Here is a 23497-nt window from a genome sequence, read left to right as displayed (position 1 = left end):
CTCCGTTTGCTTCGACCAGCCCCCTAGCAAGGAAAAAGCGCAGCGAGACCCTGTTTTTTGGTCCAGCACTTCCTATAACGAGGTCCATGAGTGGAATTGGCAGTTTCAGGCCGGGCCAGTGGCTGGCCATGGCAGGGCGCAAGAGCCCGTGGGGCAACGGAAACAATGCTGGCGGCAGCGGAGGCGATGAGCCGCCCGCGCCCCCGCCGGGCGATGGTGCGCCAGGCGGCGATCCCGCCGGCACGCCGGGACCGCGCAACCCGTGGCTCAAGCCAGACGATTACACCGGCGGGGAACGCCGCTCGCCCAATATCGAGGATATCTTCCGTTCCAAGCGCAAGGGACCCGGTGGCGGTGGCGGCGGCGGCGGCTTCCCCTCGCTCCCGCCGCGCGCCAACGGCAAGAGCTGGTGGCCCCTGGTCGCGGGCAGCATCGCGCTACTGTGGCTGTTCAGCAGCTCTACCCACCAGCTCAGCCCCAAGGAGCAGGGGATCGTCACGACCTTTGGCAAGTACAGCCACACGATTGGTTCGGGCGTGAACTTCACCTTCCCGTGGCCGTTCCAGACGGTCCAGACCCGCGATGTCACCTCGGTCACCAATGACGTGATCCCTGAGGGCGAGGGTGAGAATCTGGTGCTGACCAGCGACCAGAACCTGATCGACCTTTCGTACCAGGTGCGCTGGAACATCAAGAACCTGGAGCAGTTCACTTTCGCTTCAACCGATCCGCAGAACACCGTCCGCGACGTGGCCGAGGCCGCCATGCGCCTCTCGGTGGCCGAAGTGCCGTTGAAGGCCGTTTGGGATGGCACCGGCCGCGGTCAGCTTGAAGCCAACACCCGCCGGCGGATGCAGGACATCCTTGATGCCTACCGTGCCGGGGTCAACGTGATCGGGGTCGATATCAAGAAGGCCGACCCGCCCGAAAAGGTTGCCGACGCCTTCCAGAAGGTCAACGTTGCCCAGCAGCTGGCCGAGCGTGACAAGAACAACGCCCAGGCCTGGGCGCAGCAGACCCTGGCCCGCGCCGAGGGCGAAGCCGCAGCCTTTGACAAAGTCTATGCCGAATACAAGCTGGCCCCCGAGGTGACCAAGCGGCGGATGTATTACGAAACAATGGAACGCGTGCTGTCTGCCAATGACAAGGTCGTGGTCGAAGCCAATGGCGTAACGCCTTACCTGCCCCTGCCCGAACTGCGCCGCCGCGCGCAGGAAGCGCCTGCTGCGGGAGGCCAGTGATGCTGACCGACCTGTGGCAACGCAACAAGGCGCTGGTCCTTGCCGGCATCGCTGCCGTGCTGGTGGCAATGTCTTCGGTCGTGATCGTGCCCGAAACCCAGCAGGTGGTGGTGGTGCGGCTGGGTGAACCGGTCCGCAAGATCAACGCCTTCAAGCCCAACCAGGAGTTTGGCAGCACCGGTGCCGGGATCAGCTGGCGCATCCCCTTTGTCGAACAGCTCGTCTGGATCGACAAGCGTCTGCTCTCGTTCCCGATGGAGCGGCAGACCGTGCTTTCGACCGACCAGCTCCGGCTCGAAGTAACAGCCTATGCCCGCTTCCGCGTGATCGATCCGGTCAAGATGGTGAAGACCGCCGGTTCGACCGACCGGGTCATGAGCCAGCTCCAGCCAATCATGACCTCGGTCCTGCGCCAGGAATTGGGCAAGCGCACCTTCCAGTCGCTGCTCAATGCCGAACGCGGCGCAGCGATGATCCGGATCAAGGAAAATCTGGACAAGCAGGCGCGTGAATATGGCGCCCAGGTGATCGACGTGCGGATCCAGCGGGCTGACCTGCCGGCCGGCGCACTCGAATCCGCCTTTGCCCGGATGCAGGCCGCGCGCGAGCAGGAAGCGACCACGATTCAGGCCCAGGGCCAGAAGCAGGCCCAGCTGATCACGTCGGAAGCCGAGGCCCGCGCGACCCAGATCTACGCCGCCGCATTCGGCAAGGATCCAGCTTTCTATGACTTCTACCGCGCGATGAAGAGCTATGACGCGACCTTCGCCAACCAGGCCAACAAGGGCAGCAGCACGATTATCCTGTCGCCCGACAACGAATACCTGCGGCAGTTCAAAGGGCGCTGAATGACGTTGGTGGAATCATTCAATTCCCGTTCAGGCGGCGCAGATTGAATCCACGGTGCGCCCCTTGCCGGGTGAGACGATTTTGAAGAGGAAGCTCAACACGTGCGATACGCCTATGGAGTAACGAGTGCGCTGCTGGTTGGCGGTGCGGCCGTTTCGGTGCTGACTGGCATTCCCGCCGGGGCCCAGGTGGCGCAAAACGATGCCGCCCGGATGGAAGCCATGGTCCCCCGGGCCGGCGCGCCGGCCAGCTTTGCCGAGCTGACCCAGCAATTACAGCCTGCGGTGGTGAACATCGCCACCCGCCAGCGGGTCCGCGTTGCCAATGGCAACCCCTTTGCCGGGACGCCGTTCGAAGACCTCTTCGGCGGCGGCGGCGGCGGGGCCACGACGCGCGAAGCCCAGTCGCTCGGTTCGGGCTTCATCATCTCTGCCGATGGCTATGTAGTGACCAACAACCACGTGATCACCGCCGATGGCCAAGGCGAAGTGCAATCGATCACCGTTACGCTGAGCGACGGGAGCGAACACACCGCCCGCCTGATCGGCCGCGATGCACAGTCGGACCTGGCCGTGCTCAAGATCGATGCCGGCAAGACCCTGCCCTTCGTCAAGTTCGGCAACAGCGAAGCTGCCCGCGTTGGTGACTGGGTGATCGCCATTGGCAATCCGTTCGGTCTGGGCGGCACGGTCACTTCGGGCATCGTTTCGGCGGTCCACCGTTCTTCGGGTGCCAGCCGCTACATCCAGACCGATGCCTCGATCAACCGCGGCAACTCCGGCGGTCCGCTGTTCGACATGAAGGGCAACGTGATCGGCATCAACAATGCGATCTTCTCGCCCACTGGCGGCAATGTTGGGATCGGCTTTGCCATTCCCGCCGATATTGCCTCGCCGATCGTCGACAAGCTGATGCGCGGCCAGGCGATCGAGCGCGGTTACCTGGGCGTCCAGATCGTGCCGGTGACCGAAGACGTGGCGGATTCGCTGGGCCTTGCCCGCAACCGCGGTGAACTGGTCCAGACCGTCCAGCCGGGCCAGGCTGCCGCGAGTGCCGGCCTTCAGCCGGGTGACGTGGTGGTCAAGGTTGATGGCCAGGAAGTCTCGCCGGACAACACCTTGTCGTTCATCGTCGCCAATACGGCGCCGGGCAAGCGCATCCCGATCGAAGTGATCCGCAACGGCAAGCGCATGACGCTGACCGCCACGGTCGGCAAGCGGCCAAGCGAGGAAGAGCTGGCCAAGCAGACCTTCGCCCCAGGCACGCCGGACCAGGATGACCGCTTCAACCGCGCCCCGGAAAAGCAGGGCGAAGGCCTGGCCGAACGCGCGCTGGGCCTGTCGGTGCTGCCGATGACCCCGCAGATCGCCGGCCAGATCGGCTTGCCTGCTGATACCCGCGGGCTGGTGATCTCGGTGGTCGATGGCTCGTCCGATGCCGGCGCCAAGGGCCTGCAGCGGGGCGACGTGATCCTGTCAGCCAACTACCGCGACGTGCTGACCGTGGCCGATCTGGAAGCGATCATCCGCAGTGCCAAGGCCGAAAACCGCGCCGCCGTGCTGCTGCGCGTCCAGCGTCGCGGCCAGCCCGCTGCCTACCTGCCGGTCCGTCTGCGCTGAGCGATTCTTCACCACTGAAACAGGAAACCCCCGCCCTGATCCGGCGGGGGTTTTTTGCGGGTCAGTTCGGCCGCGCGCCAGTTGCCTCGCGCAGGAACTCGTCGTTGGCGGCGGGCGGCGGCGCCTGCTGGTCGGGCAATTGTTCCTGCGGCAGGTCCTGGCGGCTCGGTTCGACCATGTTGCCCTGATCATCGGCATAGTAATATTCGTCGGGATTGCCGCTCAGCTGCGCCTCGTCGTCGGGCTCAAGCTGCCAGGCAGGCAGGGTAACCTCGGTATCGAACTTCTCGATCGGCCGGCCTGCCACGGCGACGGTCATATAGGCCGCGAAGGCCCGCGCCGGCGCGGTGCCACCCTGCAGCAGGTTGCCAACTGACTTGGCGTCATCGCGCCCCATCCAGACGCCTGTAGTAATCCCGCTGGAGAAGCCCAGGAACCAGCCGTCCTTGTTGGAGTTGGTGGTTCCGGTCTTGCCCGCGACGGGCCGCCCGATCTGCGCGGCGCGGCCGGTGCCGGTGCTGACCGCGCTCTGCAGCAGATCGGTGATCCCGGCGGAGACATATTGCGGCACCAGCAGCGGTCCTTCGCGCACCGCCCGCTCATACAGCACCTTGCCGTCGACCGTCTGGACCTTGACGATGCCATAGGGGTCGATGGCCCGGCCCTTGGCCGATACGGCAGCAAAGGCACGGGTCATGTCGATCAGGCGGACATCGTTGGTGCCCAGCACCATCGAGGGGACCGTCGAGATCGGGGTGGTAATCCCGAACCGCTTGGCGATGCCGGCGACGGCGCTGAAGCCCACTTCGTTGCCCAGCTGCGCAGCGACGGTGTTCTTCGAATAGGCAAAGGCGGTGCGCACATCGATTTCACCGGCGTAGCTGCCGTTCGAATTGCGCGGGCTCCAGCCATCGATGGTGACCGGCTCATCGACTACCCGGTCGTTCGGCGTATAGCCCGCCTCAAGCGCCGCCAGATAGACGAACAGCTTCCATGCCGATCCTGGCTGGCGCACCGCGTTGACCGCACGGTTATAGTTGGACGAGACGTAGTCCGTCCCCCCGACCATGGCCAAAACCGCCCCGTCGCGGTCCATGCTGACCAGTGCGCCCTGGGCACCCTTGGGCGTATTGGACTCAATCGCCTTGGTCGCCGCAGCCTGCATCTTGGGATCGAGCGTGGTCCACACCTCGATCGCCTGGGTGTTGTCGGGCACTAGCAGGTCAAGCTGCGGCAGGGCCCAGTCGGTGAAATAGCGGACCGAGTTCTGGTTCCTTTCCGCAGCGAACTTGATCGCGGTAAAGTCCACCCCCGTGGCCTGCGCCGGGGTCACATCGCCATTGCTCTCCATCACCGAAAGCACGACCTTGGCGCGATCGACCGCTGCTTCGGTATCGGCCGTAGGTGAATAGTGCGACGGCGCCTTGACCAGGCCGGCAATGATCGCCGCTTCGGGCAGGGTAATCTCGGTACCCGGATGGCCGAAGAACTTGCGGCTGGCGGCATCGACACCATAGGCGCCGCCGCCGAAATAAACCTTGTTGAGATAGAGCTCGAGGATCTGGTCCTTCGAGAATTTCCATTCCAGCGCCAGCGCCAGGACAGCCTCACGCAGTTTCCGGGTATAGCTGCGACTGCTGTTGAGGAAGATGTTGCGGGCAAGCTGCTGGGTAATAGTCGATGTTGCGCGCGGCCCCTTGCCAGTCACCACCGACAGGTAACTGGCGCGCGCGAGGCCAAGCGGATCGACCCCCGGGTGTGAGCGAAAGCGCCGGTCCTCGACCGAAACCATCGCGGTGCGCATCACCTCCGGAATCTGGTCGTACTTCAGCCAGCGGCCATAGCTTGGCCCGATTGAGACCAGCTCAGTGCCGTCACGCGCACGGACCAGAATGGTCTGCCCGACCTGGCTGCTTTTAAGTTCATCGAACTCGGGCAGCGAACGTGCGGTCAATCCGACTGCAACAGCCAGCACCAGCAAGCCAACAACGGCCAGCGAAGCGCCCCAGACAAACAGCTTGCGCATGAATCGCCGAAAGCCGCTTGGCTCTTCCTTGATCGGCGCGCTGCGCCCCTTACCATCCTTGCGCGCCATTGTGGTGTGCTAATCCCTCCAGCGGGCCGCGGCCGGCCCGGTCCCGTTCTGCATAGGCCAATTGTAACCTGCGGTGAATCGCAGATTTGGTGCAGAGCCCGTGCTTATTCCTTCGGTTCGAAATCCAGGCTGGCGCTGTTGATGCAATAGCGCAGTCCCGTGGGTGCCGGACCATCGGGGAAAACGTGTCCCAGATGCCCGTCACAGCGGGCGCAGCGTACCTCGGTGCGGATCATGCCGTGGCTGGTATCAACCAGCTCGTCGATCGGCGCGCTGGGCAGCGGGGCCGTATAGCTGGGCCAGCCGCAGCCGGAATCGAACTTCTCGTCCGAAGCGAACAGCGGCGCGCCGCAGCCGCCGCAGACATAGGTTCCGGTGTCCTTGTTGCGTTCATACTTGCCGGTGAACGGACGCTCGGTCCCGGCCTGGCGCAGGATATGGTAGCGTTCGGGCCCCAGCTTCTCGAGCCACTCGGCCTCGGTCAGGTTCAGTTTGTCTGCCATGACAGATACTCCTTGAGGCCAGAATATGGGGTCAGTGCAGGTGCTCGACAAGCAGCACCGCACCATCGTTGCCCGCAACCCGCATCCGCGTGCCCGGTTCCGCTTCGGGGCCGCGCACCAGCCATTCAGTATCGCCATGCCGCGCCCGTCCGGTGCCGCCATCGATGGCGTGGGTAATGGTCACCACTTCACCCTGCAATCGCGCCCCGCGGTCGTTCATGCCGGGGTCGGCTTCGTGAATCGGATTACGGCCAAGATACCGCTTGCCGATAAAGACCGAGACAATGGCCAGCGCAGCGAACAACACGATCTGCACCGGCAGGCCGATGGGCAGGACCCAGGTAGCGAGGCCGGTCAGAATTGCCGCTCCGGCCAGCCAGATCAGGAACACGCCGGGTATTGCCATTTCGGCAACCGCCAGCACGAGCCCGAGCGCGAGCCAGTTCCAGTGCGGGTCCAGGTTAGGCAGCCATTCCATCGCTTCAGACCTTCTTCTCACCCAGCGCATCTTTGACCAGTTCGCCAATCCCGGCGACCGAACCGATCAGCTGGGTGGCCTCGACCGGGAACAGGATGGTCTTGGCGTTCGGCGACGAGGCGAAGCCCGCGACGGCGTCGGTATACTTCTGGGCAATGAAGTAGTTGAGCGCCTGGGTGCCGGACTTGGCTATCGCATCAGAGACCATCGTGGTTGCCTTGGCCTCGGCTTCGGCCTCGCGCTCGCGCGCCTCGGCATCGCGGAAGGCGGCTTCACGGCGGCCCTCGGCGGAGAGGATCGCCCCCTGCTTCTCACCCTCGGCGCGCAAGATTTCAGCCGCCCGCAGGCCTTCGGCTTCAAGGATCTGAGCGCGCTTCTCACGCTCGGCCTTCATCTGGCGGGCCATGGCGTTGGAGATATCGGCTGGCGGACGGATATCCTTGATCTCGACGCGCGTGATCTTGACGCCCCACGGCGAAGTGGCGTGATCCACCACCGAAAGCAGCCGGGCATTGATCTCGTCGCGCTTTGACAGCGTCTCGTCGAGATCCATTGAGCCCATCACGGTGCGCAAGTTGGTGGTCGTCAATTGCATGATCGCGACGTACAGGTTCGATACCTCGTAGGCCGCCTTGCCGGCGTCGAGCACCTGGAAGAACACCACTGCATCAACCCCAACCATGGCGTTGTCACGCGTGATGATTTCCTGGCCTGGAATATCCAGCACCTGTTCCATCATGTTCACCTTGTGACCGACCCGGTCGATGAACGGGATGATGACGTGCAATCCTGGCTGGGCGGCCAGGGTGTACTTCCCCAGTCGTTCGATCGTGTAGACATAGCCCTGCCGGACCACCCGCACACCCATCAGCAGGAATACGAAAACCAGCAGCAACAGCGCCAGCAAAAAGCCTTCCATCACAAACTCCTAGAACAGTCTGGAACCCCAATGTTAGCGTCCCGCCAAGGGCGGGCAAGCGAAACCGGACATCGTGCCTTGCTTAACGGCTGGGTAAGCACAGTTCCTTATGGTGCAGTCCGGTCAGAGATTTCGGAAAACGAGATGATCCAGCACAAGCCGATGGATTTCGGACAGGCCTTCTGGGGTTCGGAGCATCCGGACACCGCGCGGTTGCGCGTCCAGCAGGACTATGTCGACAAGATGATCGCGCTGAAGCGCGAGAACATGGACCGCGTTTCGCAGTACGTCGACGATCTGATGGCCAAGGCCAAGGAAGAGCTAGGCCACGCCCGCAGCGGCAGCAACGAACTGCGCAAGATCGCACTCGCCCAGCATATCGACGAAACCGTTTCGTACCTGCGCGGTCAGGGGATCGAGATCGAAGCGCCCGAGAGCCGCGCAGAGGGTGGCCGCCAATCCTATCTGCTCGAGAGCGTGCCCGCCTTCTTCGGCCGGGTCCGCTGCGTGCTCGACCAGTGGCATGCCAGCCACATGATCGAGCTTTATGACGAGATGGTCACGCTGGTGAAGCTGAAGAAGCAGGTCCCGACGGCCGACTAAAGTGTCCGGAACAGCGCCAGCATCCGCTCCCACGCGCGGTCGGCCTGAACCTTGTCAAACACCGGCGAATCGATCGTGCACCAGCCGTGGTCGGCGGGATAGACTTCCACTTCGGCCGGACGACCCGCCGCTTTCGCCGCATCGCGTAGCGCGTCCTTGTCCCCCGGAGAGCGGGCATCGTCATTGCGGGCGATGGCGAAGAGATAGCCAGCCTTGGTTGCTTTCAGCAGCTGGTGCGGGCTGTCGGGCTTGTCTGTCACCAGCGAACCGCCATGGAACGAGGCCGCCGCGCGGACCCGGCCCGGTACGGCGTGGGCCGTGCGCACGGTGAAAGGCCCGCCCATGCAATAGCCGGATGAGCCGATGCCGCGCTTCTTGTCGACCGCCTTCTGGCCATCGAGCCAGGCGACAGCCGCCTTGGCATCGCGCTCGATCGCTTCGGGTGTGAGCAGCGGGATCATCGGGCGCAGCTTGGCCTGGCCCTCGGACGTGCGCCACTGGGTGATCGCGTCGAAATGCGGCGCGGGGGCGGAACGGTAGTACTGGTTCAGCACCAGCACGGCGTGCCCATCGGCGGCCAGCCGCCGCGCCATCACCTTGTAGGCTTCGCGCAGGCCGGCAATGTCGGGCCAGAGGATAACGGCGGGGTGCCGGCCCTTGGCCGGGTGGACGAAAAAGGCATCAAGCTTGCCATCGGGCGTGGTCACCGTGACCATCTGCTCGGCCAGCCCGGCCGGGGCCTTGGCCGCCAGTGGCGCGGCCAGCACGCCCAGGCCCGCTACGCCCAATGCAGCAAAGCTGCGGCGATCGATCCCGCGCGCGTCCAGCGCCTGTTGTTCCTCGATCGCGGTCAGGTCATCACACATCGCCAAGCTCCTTGTGCCCCACCCGGCGCGATCATAACCGGGACTGCACAAGAGGGCTAGCTTAACCGCGCGATTAACGGCAGAGTGCCCGAACAAAGGAGCCGGATCCGGGAAGATCCAGGCCCGTCGCATGGAAGGGGATGGATGCAATGCGTTTGAGGCTGCTTGCTGCTGCCGCGCTGCTGGCGCTGGCCGGGTGCGGAAAATCGGTTTCACCACCGGCGACCGAGGGCGTGACCGACGCCAAGATCCTGGCCGCGGCAGAGGGCGAATGGCTCTCTTACGGGCGCGACTATGGCGAGCAGCGCTTCTCCACCCTGACCGCGATCAACGATGGCAACGTCAGCCAGCTAGGCCTGGCCTGGTCGGCCGATCTCGATACGGCGCGCGGGCAGGAAGCCACGCCGCTGATGCACGATGGCGTACTCTACACCACCACCGCATGGTCGATGGTTAAGGCCTATGACGCCAAGACCGGCGCCCTGAAGTGGTCCTATGATCCACAGGTGCCGCGCGAAAAGCTGGTCGAGGTCTGCTGCGATGCGGTCAACCGCGGCGTCGCGCTCTATGGCAACAAGGTCTACGTCGGCACGCTAGACGGGCACCTCGTCGCGCTCGACGCCAAGACCGGAAAGGTCGTCTGGAAGAAGCTGACCATTCCCGAAGGCTCGCACATGGCGATCACCGGGGCACCGCGGATCGTGAAGGGCCGGGTGCTGATCGGTTCGGCCGGGGCGGAATACTTCACCCGCGGCTATCTCGCGGCCTTCGATGCCGAGACCGGTAACGAGCTGTGGCGCTTCCACACCGTTCCGGGCGATCCGTCGAAACCACAGGACGGCAAGTACCTTGAAGCGGCAGTCAAGACCTGGAGCGGCGACTTCTGGAAGCGCGGCGGTGGCGGCACGGTGTGGGATTCGATCACTTATGATCCCAAGACCGATCTGGTGTTCTTCGGCACGGCCAATGCCGAACCGTGGAACCCGGCCTATCGCAACACCGATGGCGCGGGCGACAGCCTCTACACTGCCTCGATCGTGGCGATTAAGCCGGACACGGGCGAATATGTCTGGCACTTCCAGGAAACCCCGGAAGATCGCTGGGACTTTGACAGCAACCAGCAGATCACCGTTGCCGACCTGACCATTGGCGGCAAGCCGCGCCATGTCATCATGCACGCGCCCAAGAACGGGTTCTTCTATGTGCTCGATGCCGCAACAGGTGAGTTCATTTCGGGCAAGCCGTTCGTCGAAGGCATCAACTGGGCCAAGGGCCTCGATCCCAAGACCGGCAAGCCCGATGTCAATCCCGAAGCCAAGTACGAGCTGACGAACAAGCCCTTCCTGGGCTTCCCTGGCGCAGTCGGGGCCCACTCGTGGACCCCGATGAGCTACAGCCCCAAGACCGGCCTGGTCTATATCCCGACCAACAACACCCCGCAGGTCTATGCCCACGATCCGGAATGGAAGCCCGGCACGACCGGCTTCCAGCTGGGGATCGATGCCTCGGCCGGCAACCTGCCGCCGGACCAGGCAGTCCGCCAGGCAACGGCGGCGGCAATGACCGGGGCGCTGGTCGCTTTCGATCCGGTCACCGGCACGATCAAGTGGAAGGTCCCTCAGGAAACCCCAACCAACGGCGGCACGCTCGCCACGGCCGGCAACCTGGTGTTCCAGGGCACCGCGCTCGGCGAATTCCGCGCCTATGCCGCCGATACCGGCAAGCAGCTGTGGTCGTTCCCGGCACAGAGCGGGATCCTGGCCGCGCCGATGACCTACATGATCGACGGTGAACAGTATGTCGCGGTGATGGTTGGCTGGGGCGGCGTCTGGGACGTTTCGGCCGGCAAGCTGGTGACCAAGCGGATCACGCCCAACATCAGCCGCCTGCTGGTGTTCAAGCTGGGTGCCAAGGGTACCTTGCCGACCGCGCCCGAAGAGGTGAAGCGCGTGCTCGATCCGCCGCCGCCCAGCGGCACGCCGCAGCAGCTGGCGATCGGCATGAAGGCCTATACCAATTCGTGCAGCGTCTGCCACGGCTCGACCGCGGTGGCAGGGGTGCTCAACCCTGACCTGCGTCACTCGGTGGCGCTGGGCAATCCCAAGCTGTGGCAGGAAATCGTCCACGATGGCCTGCTCAAGCAGAACGGGATGGTTGGCTGGAAGGGCCAGTTCACGCCCGAACAGATCGAAGCAATCCGGCTCTGGGTGGTCATGCGCGCCAATGAGGACAAGAAGCTCGGCGCGCACTGAGCCAGCGCCGCAAGGCTGAAACAAGGAACCGGTCCGGCCCAGCGCCGGGCCGGTTTTTTGTTCAGATCACGAAATCGAGGATCGCCGGCATCTGCTTGGTGCGGCGGTTTTCGACCATGCGCTCGTGCAGGGTCGAAATCTGCGCCGAGCCGGTCTTCACGAACAGGAACGGGAAGATCCCGTGGAGCAGGCAGGCAAAGCCGCCCAGGATCATCCGCACGCCAAAGCCCGACGCCATGGCCAGGTGCTCGGCATAGGTTTCATCGACGCTGGCCGGGTGCTCGGTGAACAGGGTCTTGAGTGACATTGGCTGGCTCTCCCCAAATCTGACGCAAAGATATCGCGGCCTGGATGCAAAATCATCACCCTTTTTATGGCATGTGCAGCATTTCAGTGCTATTTTATCCCAATGCAGATCGATATTTTGCAATTGGATTCGATAGACTGGGCGATCCTGGGGGTTTTGCAGTCGGACGCTTCGCTCGCCGTGCAGGACGTGGGGGACCGGGTCGGCCTCTCCAGCAATGCCTGCTGGCGGCGGATCAAGCGGCTGGAAGACAGCGGGATCATCGCCCGCCGGGTGGCGCTGGTCGATCCGGCCAAGCTGGGGCTGGCCACCACGGTCTTCGTCTCGATCCGCACCAACCGCCACGACCCGGCCTGGCTTGAGGCCTTCTCGCGCGGGGTCGCGGCCATTGACGAGATTGTCGAGTGTCACCGCATGGCCGGCGATGTCGATTACCTACTCAAGCTGGTGGTGCGCGATATCGCCCACTATGACCGGATCTATCGCAAGCTGATCGCCGCAATCCCGGACCTGGCCGATGTCAGTTCCAGCTTCTCGATGGAGCGGATGAAGGCAACCACCGCCCTCCCGCGGCCTACTTAGGATTGTCGTCCCCAGGTTCGTCAGCCCGGACTTGATCCGGGGTCCCGCTACCTTGTCCAGCCTCGCGAAAGAAAGCGGGATCCCGGGTCAAGCCCGGGATGACGGATAGGGTTGCCGATCCATGTTAATTCCGCAGCAGCCAGCCGAACACTTCGGGCAGGCGCCGGGCCCAGGCGTTCTCTTCGTGCTCGGCGCCTTCGTAGACCTTGCTTTCCCAGTCGCGTCCGCGCTGCCAGCCGCTGGCTGCGAAGCGCGCGTCAATTTTCTGCTGGTAAGGCGCGTAGAAGGCATCGAGCGTGGCCGTGCCGTGGTCCATCCAAACCCGGCGGCCATTGGGCTGGCCGAGCCGCGCGGCAAACCAGCCATCCCACAGCGCGATCAGCTCCGGATTGGCCGGCCCGACCTTGGCCGGATCAGCCGCCGGCCAGTGCGACGAGACGCAGCCCGCCCGGCCATAGGTTTCAGCGCGTTCCAGGAAGGCATAGCAGCTCATCAGGCCGCCCATGCTCGATCCCATGATCGCAGTATCGTCGCGCCCCGGCCGGGTGCGGAAGCTGGCATCGACCCATTGCTTGAGCGGTCCGGCCAGCCAGGCAAGGTAGGCATCGCTGACCACCGGCCCCTCGATCATCGCGTCCATCGCCGCGCGCGGGGTGCCGCTCGTGGCCTGGTAGATCGTCTGCGGCAGATACTGACGATAGCGGTCCCGGCCCGGCGCCCAGACGCCGATGATGATGTGCGGTTCCACCTTACCCGAATTGACCGCCGCCAGCATCGCCTTGTCTGCCGCCCAGACCTTGTTGAAGTTGCTCTTGGCCGGATCGAACAGGTTATGCCCGTCATGCATGTAGAGCACCGGGTAGCGCTGCTTGCCCTTGTCATAGCCCGGCGGCAGCCAGATCGTCAGCCGCTGTTCGGGCAGGCCTGCGGCGGCGACATGTTCGTATTCCAGGAAGCGTCCGGCCTGCTCGCGCGCGAGCGCGGGGGCGGCCAGCATGGCGCCAAGCAGCGCCAGCAGGCCGCCCAGCGCCCTCACTTGGCCGGTACCAGCCGGATCGCGAAGCCGCCGCCCGGCGCGATCCGCATAGTCAGGCTGTCGGCGCTGGTCAGCACCTTGCTCTCGATCGCGATCGAGTGGCGCTTGTCGGTGCGGTAATCGGCATCGTCGCCATCGCGATAGATCTCGGCCTTGTAGCGCTTGCCGGGGGTCAGGAAGTCGAGGTTGAACGAGACGGTCTGAGCGTTCTCATCGCCCACCGCGCCAACGTACCAGCCCTCGCCGCCACGCTCCTTGCGGGCGATCGTGACATAGTCGCCGATCTCGCCATTGAGGACGCGGGTTTCCTGCCAGTCGGTCGGCACATCGCGGATGAACTTCAGCTCCTTCGGGAACTTCGCGTAGTTCTCGGGCGTGTCAGCCACCATCTGCACCGGCGAATAGATCACCACGTAAAGCGCCAGCTGCTTGGCAATGGTCGAGAGGATGTCGCTGTTCTCCGAGCCCTTTAGGCTCAGCACGCCGGGGGTGAAGTCCATCGGCCCTTCGAGCATCCGGGTGAATACCAGGTTCGCTTCGTGCTCGGGCGGGTTCTTGCCGCCGATCCAGGCGTTGTATTCCATGCCGCGCATGCCTTCGCGCGCCACCCAGTTGGGATAGGTGCGGTGCAGACCAGTGCCCTTGACCGGCTCGTGGCTGTCGAAGGCGATCTTGTACTTTGCGGCAGTCTCGGCGACGCGGACGAAGTGGTTGGTCATCCACTGGCCCTCAAGCCATTCGCGGTGCTTGGTCCCATCGGGATCGACGCGCTCCAGCTGCGCAGCATCGGTGACATAGCCGGTCTTGACCACCATCATCCCGTAATTGGCGGCAAAGGCAAAGCTGCGGTCCAGCTGATTGTCGTAGTGGGTTACCGCGCCGCCGGTCTCGTGGTGGCCAACCAGCCGGACGCCCTTCTTCTTGCCGTAAGCGGAAAGCATGGCGATATCGAAGTCTTCGGTCGGCTTGGTGAAGTCCATGGCCCAGCCGTTGCCGAACCAGTCACCGTCCCAGCCCACGTTCCAGCCTTCGACCAGCACGTTGGGGATGCCGTTGGCGGCGGCGAAATCGATGTAGGCCTTGACGTTGGCATTGGTCGCGCCGTGCTTTGGCCCGCGCGCCCACGACCATTCGCCCTTGATCATGTTCCACCACACGCCGGCAAACTTGCCCGGCTTGAACCAGCTCATGTCGCCCAGCTTGTTGGGTTCGTTGAGGTTCAGCATCAGGTGGCTGTGGTAAATGCCAGGGGCATTGTCGGCGATGATCAGGGTGCGCCAGGGGGTATTCCAGGCCCCGCTTTTTTGAACCTTGGGCCCGCCCGCGCCGGGGGTTAGATTGGCGCGCAGGGTTGTGCCTTCGGTCCGGGTCACATTCATGCCCGAAAAGTCGACCAGCGCGGCTTCGTGCAGCGCGACATGGGTGCCATCGGTCAGCTTGATCGTGATCGGCGTCGCGGCGGTCGAAACCGATGACAGACCGGTCTTGTTGTAGAGATATTCCTCGCGGTTCCAAAGATAGGCCGGCTTCCACCAGGCGGTGCCATCCTGGGCGAAGGCAAATTCGGTCAGCTCGTCGGCCACGTTGGTCTTCGCCATGTTCGGCTGCTGCGGGAATTCGTAGCGGAAGCCGACGCCGTCTTCATAGAGGCGGAAGGTAACAGTGAAGACCCGGGCCAGCGCCGTCGTTTCCTTCAGATGGACCTTGAACTCGCGGTAGCGGTTGCGAATGCTCGCCCATTCGCCCCAGGGCTGGGTCCAGGTCTCGTCAAAGTCCCGCACTTCCTGCCCCGTGATGGTCAGGCGGCGCTCGATCTTGGCCTCATCAGTGAACAGGAAGCCCAGGCGTGAGGGCGCGATGATCGGCTTGCCCTTGCGGGTCACGGCGTAGGCCGCGCGGCCATCGCCATCGATCGAAACGGTGACGCTGACGGTGCCATCGGGCGAGCTGGCCGTAACCGGCACCTGCTGGGCCAGCGCCGGCGCGGTAGCCAGCGCAAGGCCAAGGCCAAGGGCAAAACGGATCGGCTTCATGTCAATTGCTCTCCCGGATGAGAACCGCCCCGAAGGCGGGCAAGCGGCTGGGTTCTGCCCCGTTGACCGCGAAGAGTGGGGTGCCGGCGGTGCTGAGGCCTTCCGGCCAGCCCGGATCGGCAGCGGAGATATTGAAGACTGCCAGCACGCTCGCGCCGCCCGATGTGCGGCGCAGGACCAGCCGCGCCGCGTCGGCCAAGACCACTTCGCAAGTGCCATTGCGGAGCGCCGGGGTCTGGTGGCGCAGCGCCAGCAGGCTGCGGGTGAGGTTGAGCAGCGAGGCCGGATCGTTGTCCTGCCGGTCAACCGCCCGGGCCATGTTCTCCTCGCCCAGCGGCAGCCAGGGGGCTGAGCTGGCGGTAAAGCCGCCCTGCTCGCTCTGCGCCTGCCACGGCAGCGGGGTCCGGGCACCATCGCGGGCCAGGGTCAGCGGCCAATTGGCAATCGCTTCGGGGTCCTGCAGCTGCTCGAATGGGATCTCGACCTGGGTCAGCCCCAGCTCTTCACCCTGGTAGACGATGATATTGCCGCGCAGTGCGGCAAGCAGCGTCACCTTCAGCCGGGCAAAGGCCTCGCGCTGATCGGGCGTGCACCAGCGCGAGAGCGCGCGCGGGGCGTCGTGGTTTTCGAAGGCCCAGCTGGGCCAGCCGATGTCAGGTCCATCGGGCCACTGTTCCAGCGCGCGAGCGACTACGGCAGGGGTCAACTGGCTGGCATAGAGGAAATCGAAGCCATACGCGCTGTTGAGCCGCGCTTCACCGCTCGTGAACAGCTTCATCTCGCGCTCGGCATCCTTGCCGCCCACTTCGGCCACGGTGAAGATGCCGGGATAGCGGTTGGTCAGGCCGCGGATCCGCTCGATGAAACGCGGAATGTCGGCGTGCGACTGGTTGTACAGCTGCTGCTGGAAATCGAACGGACGCGTGCGCGGCTTGCCATCGCATTCGGCCGGCGGGTTATCGCGCAGCAGCGGATCGTGCATCGCAAAGTTCAACGCATCGATCCTGAAGCCATCGACGCCGCGATCCAGCCAGAACTGCGCCACGCCGAGGAGGGCATCCTGCACCGCCGGGTTATGGCAGTTCAATTGCGGCTGGCTGGAGAGGAAGTTGTGCAGGTAATACTGGCAGCGCCGCGCATCCCAGGTCCAGGCTGGACCGCCGAAGACCGACTGCCAGTTGGTCGGCGGCGAGCCATCGGGCTTGGCATCGGCCCAGACGAACCAGTCCGCCTTGGGATTATCCCGGCTGGCGCGGCTCTCGATAAACCAGGCGTGCTGGTCCGAGGTGTGCGAATAGACCTGATCGATCGTGACGCGTAGGCCCAGCTCATGCGCGCGGGCAACCAGGGCGTCGAAATCGGCCAGCGTCCCGAAGATCGGATCGACGCCGCAGTAATCGGCCACGTCATAGCCGAAATCGGCCATCGGCGAGGTGAAGAAGGGCGAGATCCAGATTGCATCGACGCCCAGCTTGGCGACGTAATCGAGCCGCTCGGTGATCCCGGGCAGATCGCCAATCCCGTCGCCATTGGAATCGCGAAAGCTGCGCGGATAGATCTGGTAGATCGCCGCACCGCGCCACCATTCATGGCCGACCTGATCCTGGCCGGCGGATTCAATTCGGGTCAGGCGATTCATTTGGAACTCACGTTGGATTCCTGCGCCGCGCAGACGGCATAGCCGAACGGCGGCAGGGTAATGGTCAGGCTGCCGGGAGCGTCAGCGGTCAGCGCGCACTGGCCAGCCAGTGGCTTGAAGGTCAGGCTGCGCGGCTCGGTTCCAATCCGCTGGGTAACAGGCTGGTTCGAGGTGTTGAAGGCCAGCACCACTTCCTGCGCCGTTTCAGGATCGATCCGCGACACGGCATAGAGCCCCGGCTTGTCCGAAAAGGCGCGGCTGATCGTCGCACCGGCATAGAGCGCGGGCGTTGCCTTGCGCACTTCGGCAAGCGTCGCGATCTGGCGGTAGAGCGGGTGATTACGATCGAAGTTGGCCTGGGCCGTGGTCGCATCGGTGCCGATCAGGTCATTGTCGTTATAGACCGCGACCTTGGACGGGAACATGTCCTCGCGCGCCAGCTGGTCGTTACCGTCCGAGACGAAGCCCTGTTCGTCGCCATAGTAAATCACGGGCACGCCGCGCAGGGTGAGCAGCATGGCATTGCCGAGCATGACACGGGCCAGCAGTTCGTCCTGGCTGATGCCGGGATTGAACTGCTTCACGAACATCGCAAAACGGCCAAAATCATGGTTGCCGAGGAAAGTCGGCAGGTTGAGCGCCCCCTTCTCACCGCCTTGGTAAAGTAGGTCATCCTCGAACAGGCGGGCCAGCACAGCCGTGCCAAGTTTGCCCGAGGTGGTCTGCACCACCGCACTGGCAAAGGCCATGTCGAGGTTTGAAGTAAGCCCGCCCATGCGCGTCCAGCGCGCCAGCAGCGCCGGATCGACATCCTGCGTCGCCACCTCGCCGAAGATGTGGAAGTTGGGAATGCCCTTGTCGCGGGCAATCCGCTCCATCGCCGGCACGAAGGCGCGCCAGAACTCGGGATTGACGTGCTTGGCCGTATCGATCCGGAAGCCGTCGATGCCGAAACGTTCGATCCAGCTGCCGTAGATCTCGATCATCCCGGAAATGACGCGCGGGTGCTCGGTCGCGATATCGTCAAGGCCAACAAAGTCGCCGAACACGGCGCTCTCGCCCACCCAGTTGGTGTTGCCGCGGTTGTGGTAATAGATCGGATCGTTGAGCCAGGCCGGCACCTTCACATTGGCCTCTTCCTTCGGCACGAAGGGGGTATAGGCCCAGGTCGGATCGGTCAGCTTTGCCCAGTTTTCCGGGCTGGCATCGGCATCGCCGTTGAAGCCCGGATTGATCGGTGCGCCGCCCACGCCGCCGCGGCGCGAATAGGGATAGTCGGCCTTGCCGCGATAGGCATAGTCCCCGCCTTCGCGGTACTGGATCACATCGGCCGTGTGGTTGGCGATGATGTCCATGTAGACCTTCATGCCGCGGGCATGGGCGGCATCGACGAAGGCCTTGAAGTCCTCGTTCGTGCCAAAGTGCGGATCGACCTGGGTGAAGTCGGTCACCCAATAGCCGTGGTAACCAGCGCTCTCGTCACCCTTGGGACCCTGGACCGGCTTGTTCTTGAAGATTGGCGCAAACCAGATCGCGGTCGCACCCAGCCCCTGAATGTAATCGAGCCGGCTGGTTAGCCCCTTGAGATCTCCGCCATGGTAGAAGCCCTTGTGCACCGGATCGAAGCCGTGCTTCAGGCGGTCACCCTTGATCCCGCCCGTATCGTTCTTCGGATCGCCGTTCTCGAACCGGTCAGGCAGGACGAAGTAGACGATCTCCTCGTTCGGCGTACGCGCGCGCAATTCGGCCTTGGCCGGACTTTCCTGCGCAGCGAGCGGGGCGGAAAGCGACAGCGCGGCGAGCGCAAGGCCAAGCGTACGGATCATCAGGCAGCTCCCCTTGCAGCCTCAGCCGTGACCAGCGAGGCTAGATAGTCGATATGTTGCGGCATCGGCCGGACGGCCTCGATTGCGGCGCGCTCAACGCCGTCCAGAAACCGGCCAAGATCGGCGTCAGACAGGCCATCGGCGATCGGGTTCCAGCTGGCGGGCTCCAGCCCCTGGCCGACCATGACCTGGAGCCAGCCCACCTCGGTGAACAGCTCATCAGCACTGGGCTGGATCACGCAGGCGGCCTGGAACTCTTCGATCCGGGCCTTGAGGCTGTCCGGCAGGTCCATGTTGCGGCAGTGATCCCAGAACGGCTCGCCGTGGCGCTGGTTGGCCCAGTAATGCAGGATCAGGAAATCGCGGATCCGCTCAAACTCCAGGGCGGCGCGGCGGTTGAAGCCGTCGCGCACCGCATCGTCGACCGGACCGCCCGGCAGGACCGTGAGGAAGCGTGTGATGGTCGATTGGATCAGGTGGATCGAGGTCGATTCCAGCGGCTCCATGAACCCGCTCGACAGGCCGACAGCCAGGACATTGCGGTCCCAGAACTTGCGCCGCCGTCCGGTGACGAACTGCAGCGGGCGCGGATCGGCAGCAGGCGGACCATCGAGATTGGCCAGCAGCACCGCCGTCGCCTCATCATCCGAAATGAACTCGCTGCAATAGACATGGCCGTTGCCGATCCGGTGCTGCAGCGGAATGCGCCATTGCCACCCGGCCGAGCGGGCGGTTGAGCGGGTGTAGGGCGTGAAATCACCCGAGGCCGCACAGGGCACGGCGACCGCGCGGTCGCACGGCAGCCAATGGCGCCAGTCCTCATAGCCGGCGCCCAGTTCCTGCTCGATCAGCAGACCGCGGAAGCCCGAGCAATCGATGAAGAAGTCACCTTCAAAGCTGCGGCCATCGTCGGTCGTCACCGCGGCGATATCACCACTCTCGGCGCGCTGGACCGAGGCGATCTTGCCTTCATGACGAGTAACGCCGCGCGCTTCGGCATAGCGGCGCAGATAGCCGGCATAGAGCCCGGCATCGAAGTGATAGGCATAAGGCAGCGAAACGCCCGGCGCGCCCGGCCCGGCCCGGCCGGTGCGGGCAGCCAGTTCGTTCGGCGAATAATGCGCCAGGGGCTTAGCCAGTCCAAGCTTGCGGCCGCGCGCCCAATAGTGGCGGAATGGCAGCAGGCCAAGCTGGCGGCCAACCTCGCCAAAGGCGTGCATGTAGGAGTGACCGGGCTTCAGCCAGCCGGCAAATTCGATGCCGAGCTTGAATGAGCCCATCGTCTCACGCAGGAACTCGGCCTCGTCGAGCTCAAGCGCCTGGTTGAACAGCATGATCGCGGGGATCGTCGCCTCGCCGACGCCAACGGTGCCGATTGCCTCGCTCTCGATCAGGGTAATCGAATGGGTGGCCGGGGCAAACCGTGCCAGGGCGGCTGCGCTCATCCAGCCGGCGGTCCCGCCGCCGAGGATGACTATCCGATATGGCCTGCCATCACCCATGGGTCATCTCCGCGCGCAATTTGTCCGCGCGTTAGTCTCGTATTGGACTGGATAATCAAGCGAAGATCGATGGGGCTCCGGCGGTGCGACCCGTGCCGGAAACCCCATCTCCCCCCTCATGGACTTCAGAACTTGTAGTTGAAGCCTGCCAGGAACCGGCGACCATAACGCTGGTAGTCGATCACCTGGCGCACATCGCCCGGATTGGTGGTGATGAACGGTTCGTTCGTCAGGTTCTGGCCCTGGATGTAGAGCGAGAGCCCTTCGAGCGCCGAACCGGGCTGGAAGTCATAACCGATCTGGGCGTCGATGATGGTTTCCGGAGCAGCGCGGCGACGGACGCGGTTGGCTGCAAAGCCCGAAACTTCACCCACGAAGGTCGAACGGTAACGGATCGAGCCGCGGACGTTGAAGCCGCCCTTTTCGAAGAACAGGGTGCCGTTGGCGACCCACTTCGAATAGCCCGGCAGATCTTCGGCCTTGCCACCAGGGTTCGGCAGGATCTTGGTTTCGGTGTAAGAGACACCGCCCGTGATCCCGAAGCCCGACAGCGCCTGGCTTAAGGTGTCAAACGGCAGGGTACCGGCCAGTTCGACACCATAAAGCTCGCCACCCTTGCCATTGATCGGCACATTGATCTTGGCAACCGGAGCAACCGCGATACCCGGAGGCGGCGGCGCCAGCACCAGTTCCGAGGCCGGGATGTCGATATCCTGGTTGTAAACGTAGCTCTTCAGATCCTTGTAGAACAGCTGCAGCGCCAGATAGCCCTTCGTTCCGAAGTACTTTTCGAAGGTCAGGTCGATAGCATTGGCGCGCCACGGACGCAGGTCCGGGTTGCCCGAACCACCGGTGATGAAGGCCGTCGGCACGCCCCCGACTGTGGCGAAGGTGTAGCTGAAGTTCAGCGAGTTCTTCATGTCATCCATGCGCGGCCGGATGATCTCGCGCGCCGCGGCAAAGCGGATCACCATATCGTTCGGGAAGCGCAAGGAGAGGTTCAGGCTCGGCAGGATGTCCGTGTAGCGAACCGAGTCAGACTGCGTGCGGACACCGATGTTCGGAGCGCCATTCGGCAGCGCGCCAAGGTAGGTGGCCGAAGCGCCAACCGACTTCTGTTCGGTGAAATTGGCCTGGACCCCGATGTTGCCGGTCAGGTCAGCCGAACCCAGCGTACCCTTCAGGTTGGCCTGGAGGTAAGGGGTCAGGATCTTTTCGCTGACCGCATAGCTCTTCACCGCCACGTCGCCGTAAGCGTTGGGCACTAGCTTGTAGATCCCGGCGTCAAGCAGCGCGAGCGGATCATAGCTGATCATCGGGCCCAAACCGAGGAAGGACAGGTTGGTCGTTCCAAGGCGGAACTGGCTGGGCACCGCGACACTGGTCGTGCCATTGGTGTTGGCAGTCAAGCCCAGGAAGTACTCATCCGGAACCAGGTTCTTCGAGCGATCGGTGTAGTTCGCCCCGACCTGAACGCTCGAGATGAAGCCATCGAGGTCCTTCGAAATTTCGGCGCGGGCCTGCCAGATCTCGTCCTTGACGATTCGGTCGTTGTAGTAGCCGTCCTGGCCGTTGATAATGGTCGTGCCATTAGGGGCGGTCTGGTTTCCACCCCAACCCTGCGGGCTGGTCAGCAGGATCAGGTTGTAATCGCCGTAGTTGAGGGTCGGCGCGAACACGGTGCCCTCGGTGCCGCTGGTAAAGCGGATCGTGTCGGTGGCGCCGACGGCGTTACGGCCGGTGCCCGAGTACGATTCGAGGTTCAGCTCGTTACGGTCGGTCTTCGAGTAGGACAGGTCGAGCACGGCCTTCCAGCCATCATCGCCTTCGTACTTGTTGTTCCAGCCGAAGCTGTAGAGCTTGGCATTGCGCTGGAACACGTCGTTGCGGACCACGCCCTTGACGCCGTTGTACTGACCGGCAGTGATGAACTTGTTGCTACGGGTCGGGTTCGACAGCGTGGCGGCCGACCAATAGAGCGGCAGTTCGATGCCGCGCTTGATCTGGTCATCCTTGAAATCGGTGTAGAAGGCATCAAGCGTCGTGGTGAAGGTGCTCGAGGGCTTCCACTGCAGCGTACCATTAAGGCCGAAGCGGGTCAGCTGGGTGCTGGTGACGTAGGACTTCGAACCACCGATCACGGCATCGCCGGCATCGGTCGGGTAACCCCAGGCGTTGAATTCCTGGATCTGGTAAGGTTCGTCGACGTACGAGGCGCCCAGCGCAATGCCGATGGTGTCATCGGCGAACTGGTCAACATAGAGCGCGTTGACGCGATAGCCGAAGTCCTTCGAACCGGCGTTCAGCTTGCCGAGATCGGCATAGGAGCCGCGGGCACCGATGGTGAGGATTTGCTTGCCGGCGTCGAGCGGGCGGATCGTGCGCATGTCGACGGTGCCGGACAGGCCCTGGCCGATCAGCGAAGCCATCGGGGTCTTGTAGACGTTGACCTGGCTGACGACTTCCGAAGGGTACTGATCGTATTCGACGGCGCGGTTGTCACCGGTCGAGGTCTGCTCGCGGCCGTTGAGCAGCGTGGTCGAGAAGTCCGGGGCGAAACCACGGATCGAGATCGAGTTCGACCGGCCCGACAGGCGCTGCGAGGTCAGACCCGGCAGACGGGCGATCGATTCCGCGATCGAAGCATCGGGCAGCTTGCCGATGTCTTCGGCCGAGATCGATTCGACGATCACTTCCGAGGTCTTCTTCTTGTTGACGGCGGTTTCCAGCGATGCGCGGAAGCCGGTGACGATGATCGCGCCGTCTTCGACAGCGGCTTCATCAGCTTCAGCGCTATCCTGCGCGAAGGCGGCGCTGGGCATGGCCACAGCGGAAATTGCAAGTGCGATGGCCGATACCCCAAGGCCACCGGCAAGACGGGTGCGAAGTGCCACGATGTACTCTCCCTAAACCGCGCCGACAGGTCCAGTCCCCCGGCGCAATGCCCCATGCGGAATCAGGCCGGGTATGCGGCTCCTCCTCCCGTGGAAGCCTGCAGATACGGGCCAAGCCGCCTCGGCAGGAAGATGGCATACGTATACGCATATTATGCGAAGGGGCGGGCGTGGCCATTCTGCCACGCGGTTTTGCCAGTTGGTTGGCGGCATTCGGGCGCTTAACCTGTGCGCTGAAAATACAGGAGACGTG

The 23497-nt window shown here is 63.8% G+C and carries 18 protein-coding genes; 6 read left to right on the top strand and 12 right to left on the bottom strand.

Going from position 1 to position 23497, the window contains the following annotated elements:
• Positions 1 to 86 precede the first annotated feature (86 nt).
• The 3 genes from hflK to FRF71_RS08675 all read left to right on the top strand — a co-directional run bounded on the left by hflK (position 87) and on the right by FRF71_RS08675 (position 3709).
• Positions 87 to 1241, top strand: coding sequence for a protease modulator HflK (gene hflK, locus FRF71_RS08685; RefSeq protein WP_238339154.1), 1155 nt, complete (start codon positions 87 to 89; stop codon positions 1239 to 1241).
• Positions 1241 to 2089: a protease modulator HflC gene (gene hflC / locus FRF71_RS08680; protein ID WP_192899997.1), complete on the top strand. Its 849-nt coding sequence runs from the start codon at positions 1241 to 1243 to the stop codon at positions 2087 to 2089. Before hflK ends, hflC begins: the two co-directional genes overlap by 1 nt.
• A gap of 102 nt (positions 2090 to 2191) precedes the next feature.
• Positions 2192 to 3709, top strand: coding sequence for a Do family serine endopeptidase (locus FRF71_RS08675; RefSeq protein WP_192899996.1), 1518 nt, complete (start codon positions 2192 to 2194; stop codon positions 3707 to 3709).
• Between the two features lie 61 nt (positions 3710 to 3770).
• On the opposite strand, the gene FRF71_RS08670 is transcribed toward FRF71_RS08675, so the two are convergent.
• The 4 genes from FRF71_RS08670 to FRF71_RS08655 all read right to left on the bottom strand — a co-directional run bounded on the left by FRF71_RS08670 (position 3771) and on the right by FRF71_RS08655 (position 7704).
• Positions 3771 to 5804, bottom strand: coding sequence for a transglycosylase domain-containing protein (locus FRF71_RS08670; RefSeq protein WP_147090282.1), 2034 nt, complete (start codon positions 5802 to 5804; stop codon positions 3771 to 3773).
• 104 nt (positions 5805 to 5908) lie between these two features.
• The gene (gene msrB / locus FRF71_RS08665) at positions 5909 to 6307 is read right to left on the bottom strand and encodes a peptide-methionine (R)-S-oxide reductase MsrB (RefSeq protein WP_147090281.1); all 399 of its coding nucleotides are present in this window, start codon (positions 6305 to 6307) and stop codon (positions 5909 to 5911) included.
• A 31-nt stretch (positions 6308 to 6338) separates the two neighbouring features.
• The gene (locus FRF71_RS08660) at positions 6339 to 6785 is read right to left on the bottom strand and encodes an NfeD family protein (RefSeq protein ID WP_147090280.1); all 447 of its coding nucleotides are present in this window, start codon (positions 6783 to 6785) and stop codon (positions 6339 to 6341) included.
• Positions 6786 to 6789: 4 nt separating this feature from the next.
• Positions 6790 to 7704 (bottom strand): SPFH domain-containing protein, encoded by a 915-nt coding sequence (locus tag FRF71_RS08655; protein ID WP_147090279.1) that lies wholly within the window; start codon positions 7702 to 7704, stop codon positions 6790 to 6792.
• Positions 7705 to 7848: 144 nt separating this feature from the next.
• Between FRF71_RS08655 and FRF71_RS08650 the strand changes: the two genes are divergently transcribed.
• A complete protein-coding gene (locus FRF71_RS08650) occupies positions 7849 to 8307 on the top strand; it encodes a hypothetical protein (RefSeq protein ID WP_147090278.1) in 459 nt (152 codons plus the stop codon).
• On the opposite strand, the gene FRF71_RS08645 is transcribed toward FRF71_RS08650, so the two are convergent.
• Positions 8304 to 9173: a dienelactone hydrolase family protein gene (locus FRF71_RS08645; protein ID WP_147090277.1), complete on the bottom strand. Its 870-nt coding sequence runs from the start codon at positions 9171 to 9173 to the stop codon at positions 8304 to 8306. The two genes, FRF71_RS08650 and FRF71_RS08645, sit on opposite strands and share 4 nt — an antisense overlap.
• 149 nt (positions 9174 to 9322) lie before the next feature.
• Between FRF71_RS08645 and FRF71_RS08640 the strand changes: the two genes are divergently transcribed.
• Positions 9323 to 11425, top strand: a complete 2103-nt coding sequence (locus FRF71_RS08640) for a PQQ-dependent dehydrogenase, methanol/ethanol family (RefSeq protein ID WP_147090276.1) — start codon at positions 9323 to 9325, stop codon at positions 11423 to 11425.
• A gap of 61 nt (positions 11426 to 11486) precedes the next feature.
• Here the strand turns inward: FRF71_RS08640 and FRF71_RS08635 are convergent, their stop codons facing one another.
• Positions 11487 to 11732 carry a DUF6356 family protein gene (locus FRF71_RS08635; protein ID WP_147090275.1) on the bottom strand — a complete coding sequence of 82 codons (246 nt, stop codon included), beginning with the start codon at positions 11730 to 11732 and terminating at the stop codon, positions 11487 to 11489.
• A 102-nt stretch (positions 11733 to 11834) separates the two neighbouring features.
• On the opposite strand from FRF71_RS08635, the gene FRF71_RS08630 reads away from it, so the two are divergent.
• Positions 11835 to 12314, top strand: coding sequence for an Lrp/AsnC family transcriptional regulator (locus tag FRF71_RS08630; RefSeq protein WP_147090274.1), 480 nt, complete (start codon positions 11835 to 11837; stop codon positions 12312 to 12314).
• A gap of 124 nt (positions 12315 to 12438) precedes the next feature.
• Here FRF71_RS08630 and FRF71_RS08625 read toward each other — a convergent pair whose 3' ends face one another.
• From FRF71_RS08625 to FRF71_RS08600, 6 genes are all read right to left on the bottom strand, one after another.
• Positions 12439 to 13350: an alpha/beta hydrolase gene (locus FRF71_RS08625; protein WP_238339153.1), complete on the bottom strand. Its 912-nt coding sequence runs from the start codon at positions 13348 to 13350 to the stop codon at positions 12439 to 12441.
• The gene (locus FRF71_RS08620; protein ID WP_147090273.1) at positions 13347 to 15383 is read right to left on the bottom strand and encodes a glycoside hydrolase family 97 protein; all 2037 of its coding nucleotides are present in this window, start codon (positions 15381 to 15383) and stop codon (positions 13347 to 13349) included. Before FRF71_RS08620 ends, FRF71_RS08625 begins: the two co-directional genes overlap by 4 nt.
• 1 nt (position 15384) lies before the next feature.
• Positions 15385 to 17022, bottom strand: a complete 1638-nt coding sequence (locus FRF71_RS08615; RefSeq protein WP_147090272.1) for an alpha-amylase family glycosyl hydrolase — start codon at positions 17020 to 17022, stop codon at positions 15385 to 15387.
• Positions 17019 to 18848 (bottom strand): alpha-amylase family glycosyl hydrolase, encoded by a 1830-nt coding sequence (locus FRF71_RS08610; protein WP_147090271.1) that lies wholly within the window; start codon positions 18846 to 18848, stop codon positions 17019 to 17021. The genes FRF71_RS08615 and FRF71_RS08610 overlap by 4 nt, the downstream gene beginning before the upstream one ends.
• Positions 18848 to 20350 (bottom strand): tryptophan halogenase family protein, encoded by a 1503-nt coding sequence (locus FRF71_RS08605; RefSeq protein WP_147090270.1) that lies wholly within the window; start codon positions 20348 to 20350, stop codon positions 18848 to 18850. The genes FRF71_RS08610 and FRF71_RS08605 overlap by 1 nt, the downstream gene beginning before the upstream one ends.
• A 125-nt stretch (positions 20351 to 20475) precedes the next feature.
• The gene (locus FRF71_RS08600; protein ID WP_192900056.1) at positions 20476 to 23172 is read right to left on the bottom strand and encodes a TonB-dependent receptor; all 2697 of its coding nucleotides are present in this window, start codon (positions 23170 to 23172) and stop codon (positions 20476 to 20478) included.
• Between the last annotated feature and the right edge of the window lie 325 nt (positions 23173 to 23497).

The sequence above is a fragment of the Novosphingobium ginsenosidimutans genome (assembly GCF_007954425.1).
Classification (GTDB): Bacteria; Pseudomonadota; Alphaproteobacteria; order Sphingomonadales; family Sphingomonadaceae; genus Novosphingobium; species Novosphingobium ginsenosidimutans.
Note: the sequence above shows the minus strand (reverse complement) of the source record. Positions and strands in the feature narration are given on the sequence as shown.

Excerpts from the sequence above, each read along its gene's own strand:
- FRF71_RS08655 (WP_147090279.1), bottom strand. The coding sequence starts at position 7,704 with ATGGAAGGCTTTTTGCTGGCGCTGTTGCTGCTGGTTTTCGTATTCCTG.
- FRF71_RS08635 (WP_147090275.1), bottom strand. The coding sequence starts at position 11,732 with ATGTCACTCAAGACCCTGTTCACCGAGCACCCGGCCAGCGTCGATGAA.
- FRF71_RS08605 (WP_147090270.1), bottom strand. The coding sequence starts at position 20,350 with ATGGGTGATGGCAGGCCATATCGGATAGTCATCCTCGGCGGCGGGACC.
- FRF71_RS08615 (WP_147090272.1), bottom strand. The coding sequence starts at position 17,022 with ATGAATCGCCTGACCCGAATTGAATCCGCCGGCCAGGATCAGGTCGGC.
- FRF71_RS08630 (WP_147090274.1), top strand. The coding sequence starts at position 11,835 with ATGCAGATCGATATTTTGCAATTGGATTCGATAGACTGGGCGATCCTG.
- FRF71_RS08620 (WP_147090273.1), bottom strand. The coding sequence starts at position 15,383 with ATGAAGCCGATCCGTTTTGCCCTTGGCCTTGGCCTTGCGCTGGCTACC.
- FRF71_RS08600 (WP_192900056.1), bottom strand. The coding sequence starts at position 23,172 with ATGCCCAGCGCCGCCTTCGCGCAGGATAGCGCTGAAGCTGATGAAGCC.
- FRF71_RS08660 (WP_147090280.1), bottom strand. The coding sequence starts at position 6,785 with ATGGAATGGCTGCCTAACCTGGACCCGCACTGGAACTGGCTCGCGCTC.
- FRF71_RS08645 (WP_147090277.1), bottom strand. The coding sequence starts at position 9,173 with ATGTGTGATGACCTGACCGCGATCGAGGAACAACAGGCGCTGGACGCG.
- hflK (WP_238339154.1), top strand. The coding sequence starts at position 87 with ATGAGTGGAATTGGCAGTTTCAGGCCGGGCCAGTGGCTGGCCATGGCA.
- hflC (WP_192899997.1), top strand. The coding sequence starts at position 1,241 with ATGCTGACCGACCTGTGGCAACGCAACAAGGCGCTGGTCCTTGCCGGC.
- FRF71_RS08610 (WP_147090271.1), bottom strand. The coding sequence starts at position 18,848 with ATGATCCGTACGCTTGGCCTTGCGCTCGCCGCGCTGTCGCTTTCCGCC.
- msrB (WP_147090281.1), bottom strand. The coding sequence starts at position 6,307 with ATGGCAGACAAACTGAACCTGACCGAGGCCGAGTGGCTCGAGAAGCTG.
- FRF71_RS08670 (WP_147090282.1), bottom strand. The coding sequence starts at position 5,804 with ATGGCGCGCAAGGATGGTAAGGGGCGCAGCGCGCCGATCAAGGAAGAG.
- FRF71_RS08650 (WP_147090278.1), top strand. The coding sequence starts at position 7,849 with ATGATCCAGCACAAGCCGATGGATTTCGGACAGGCCTTCTGGGGTTCG.
- FRF71_RS08640 (WP_147090276.1), top strand. The coding sequence starts at position 9,323 with ATGCGTTTGAGGCTGCTTGCTGCTGCCGCGCTGCTGGCGCTGGCCGGG.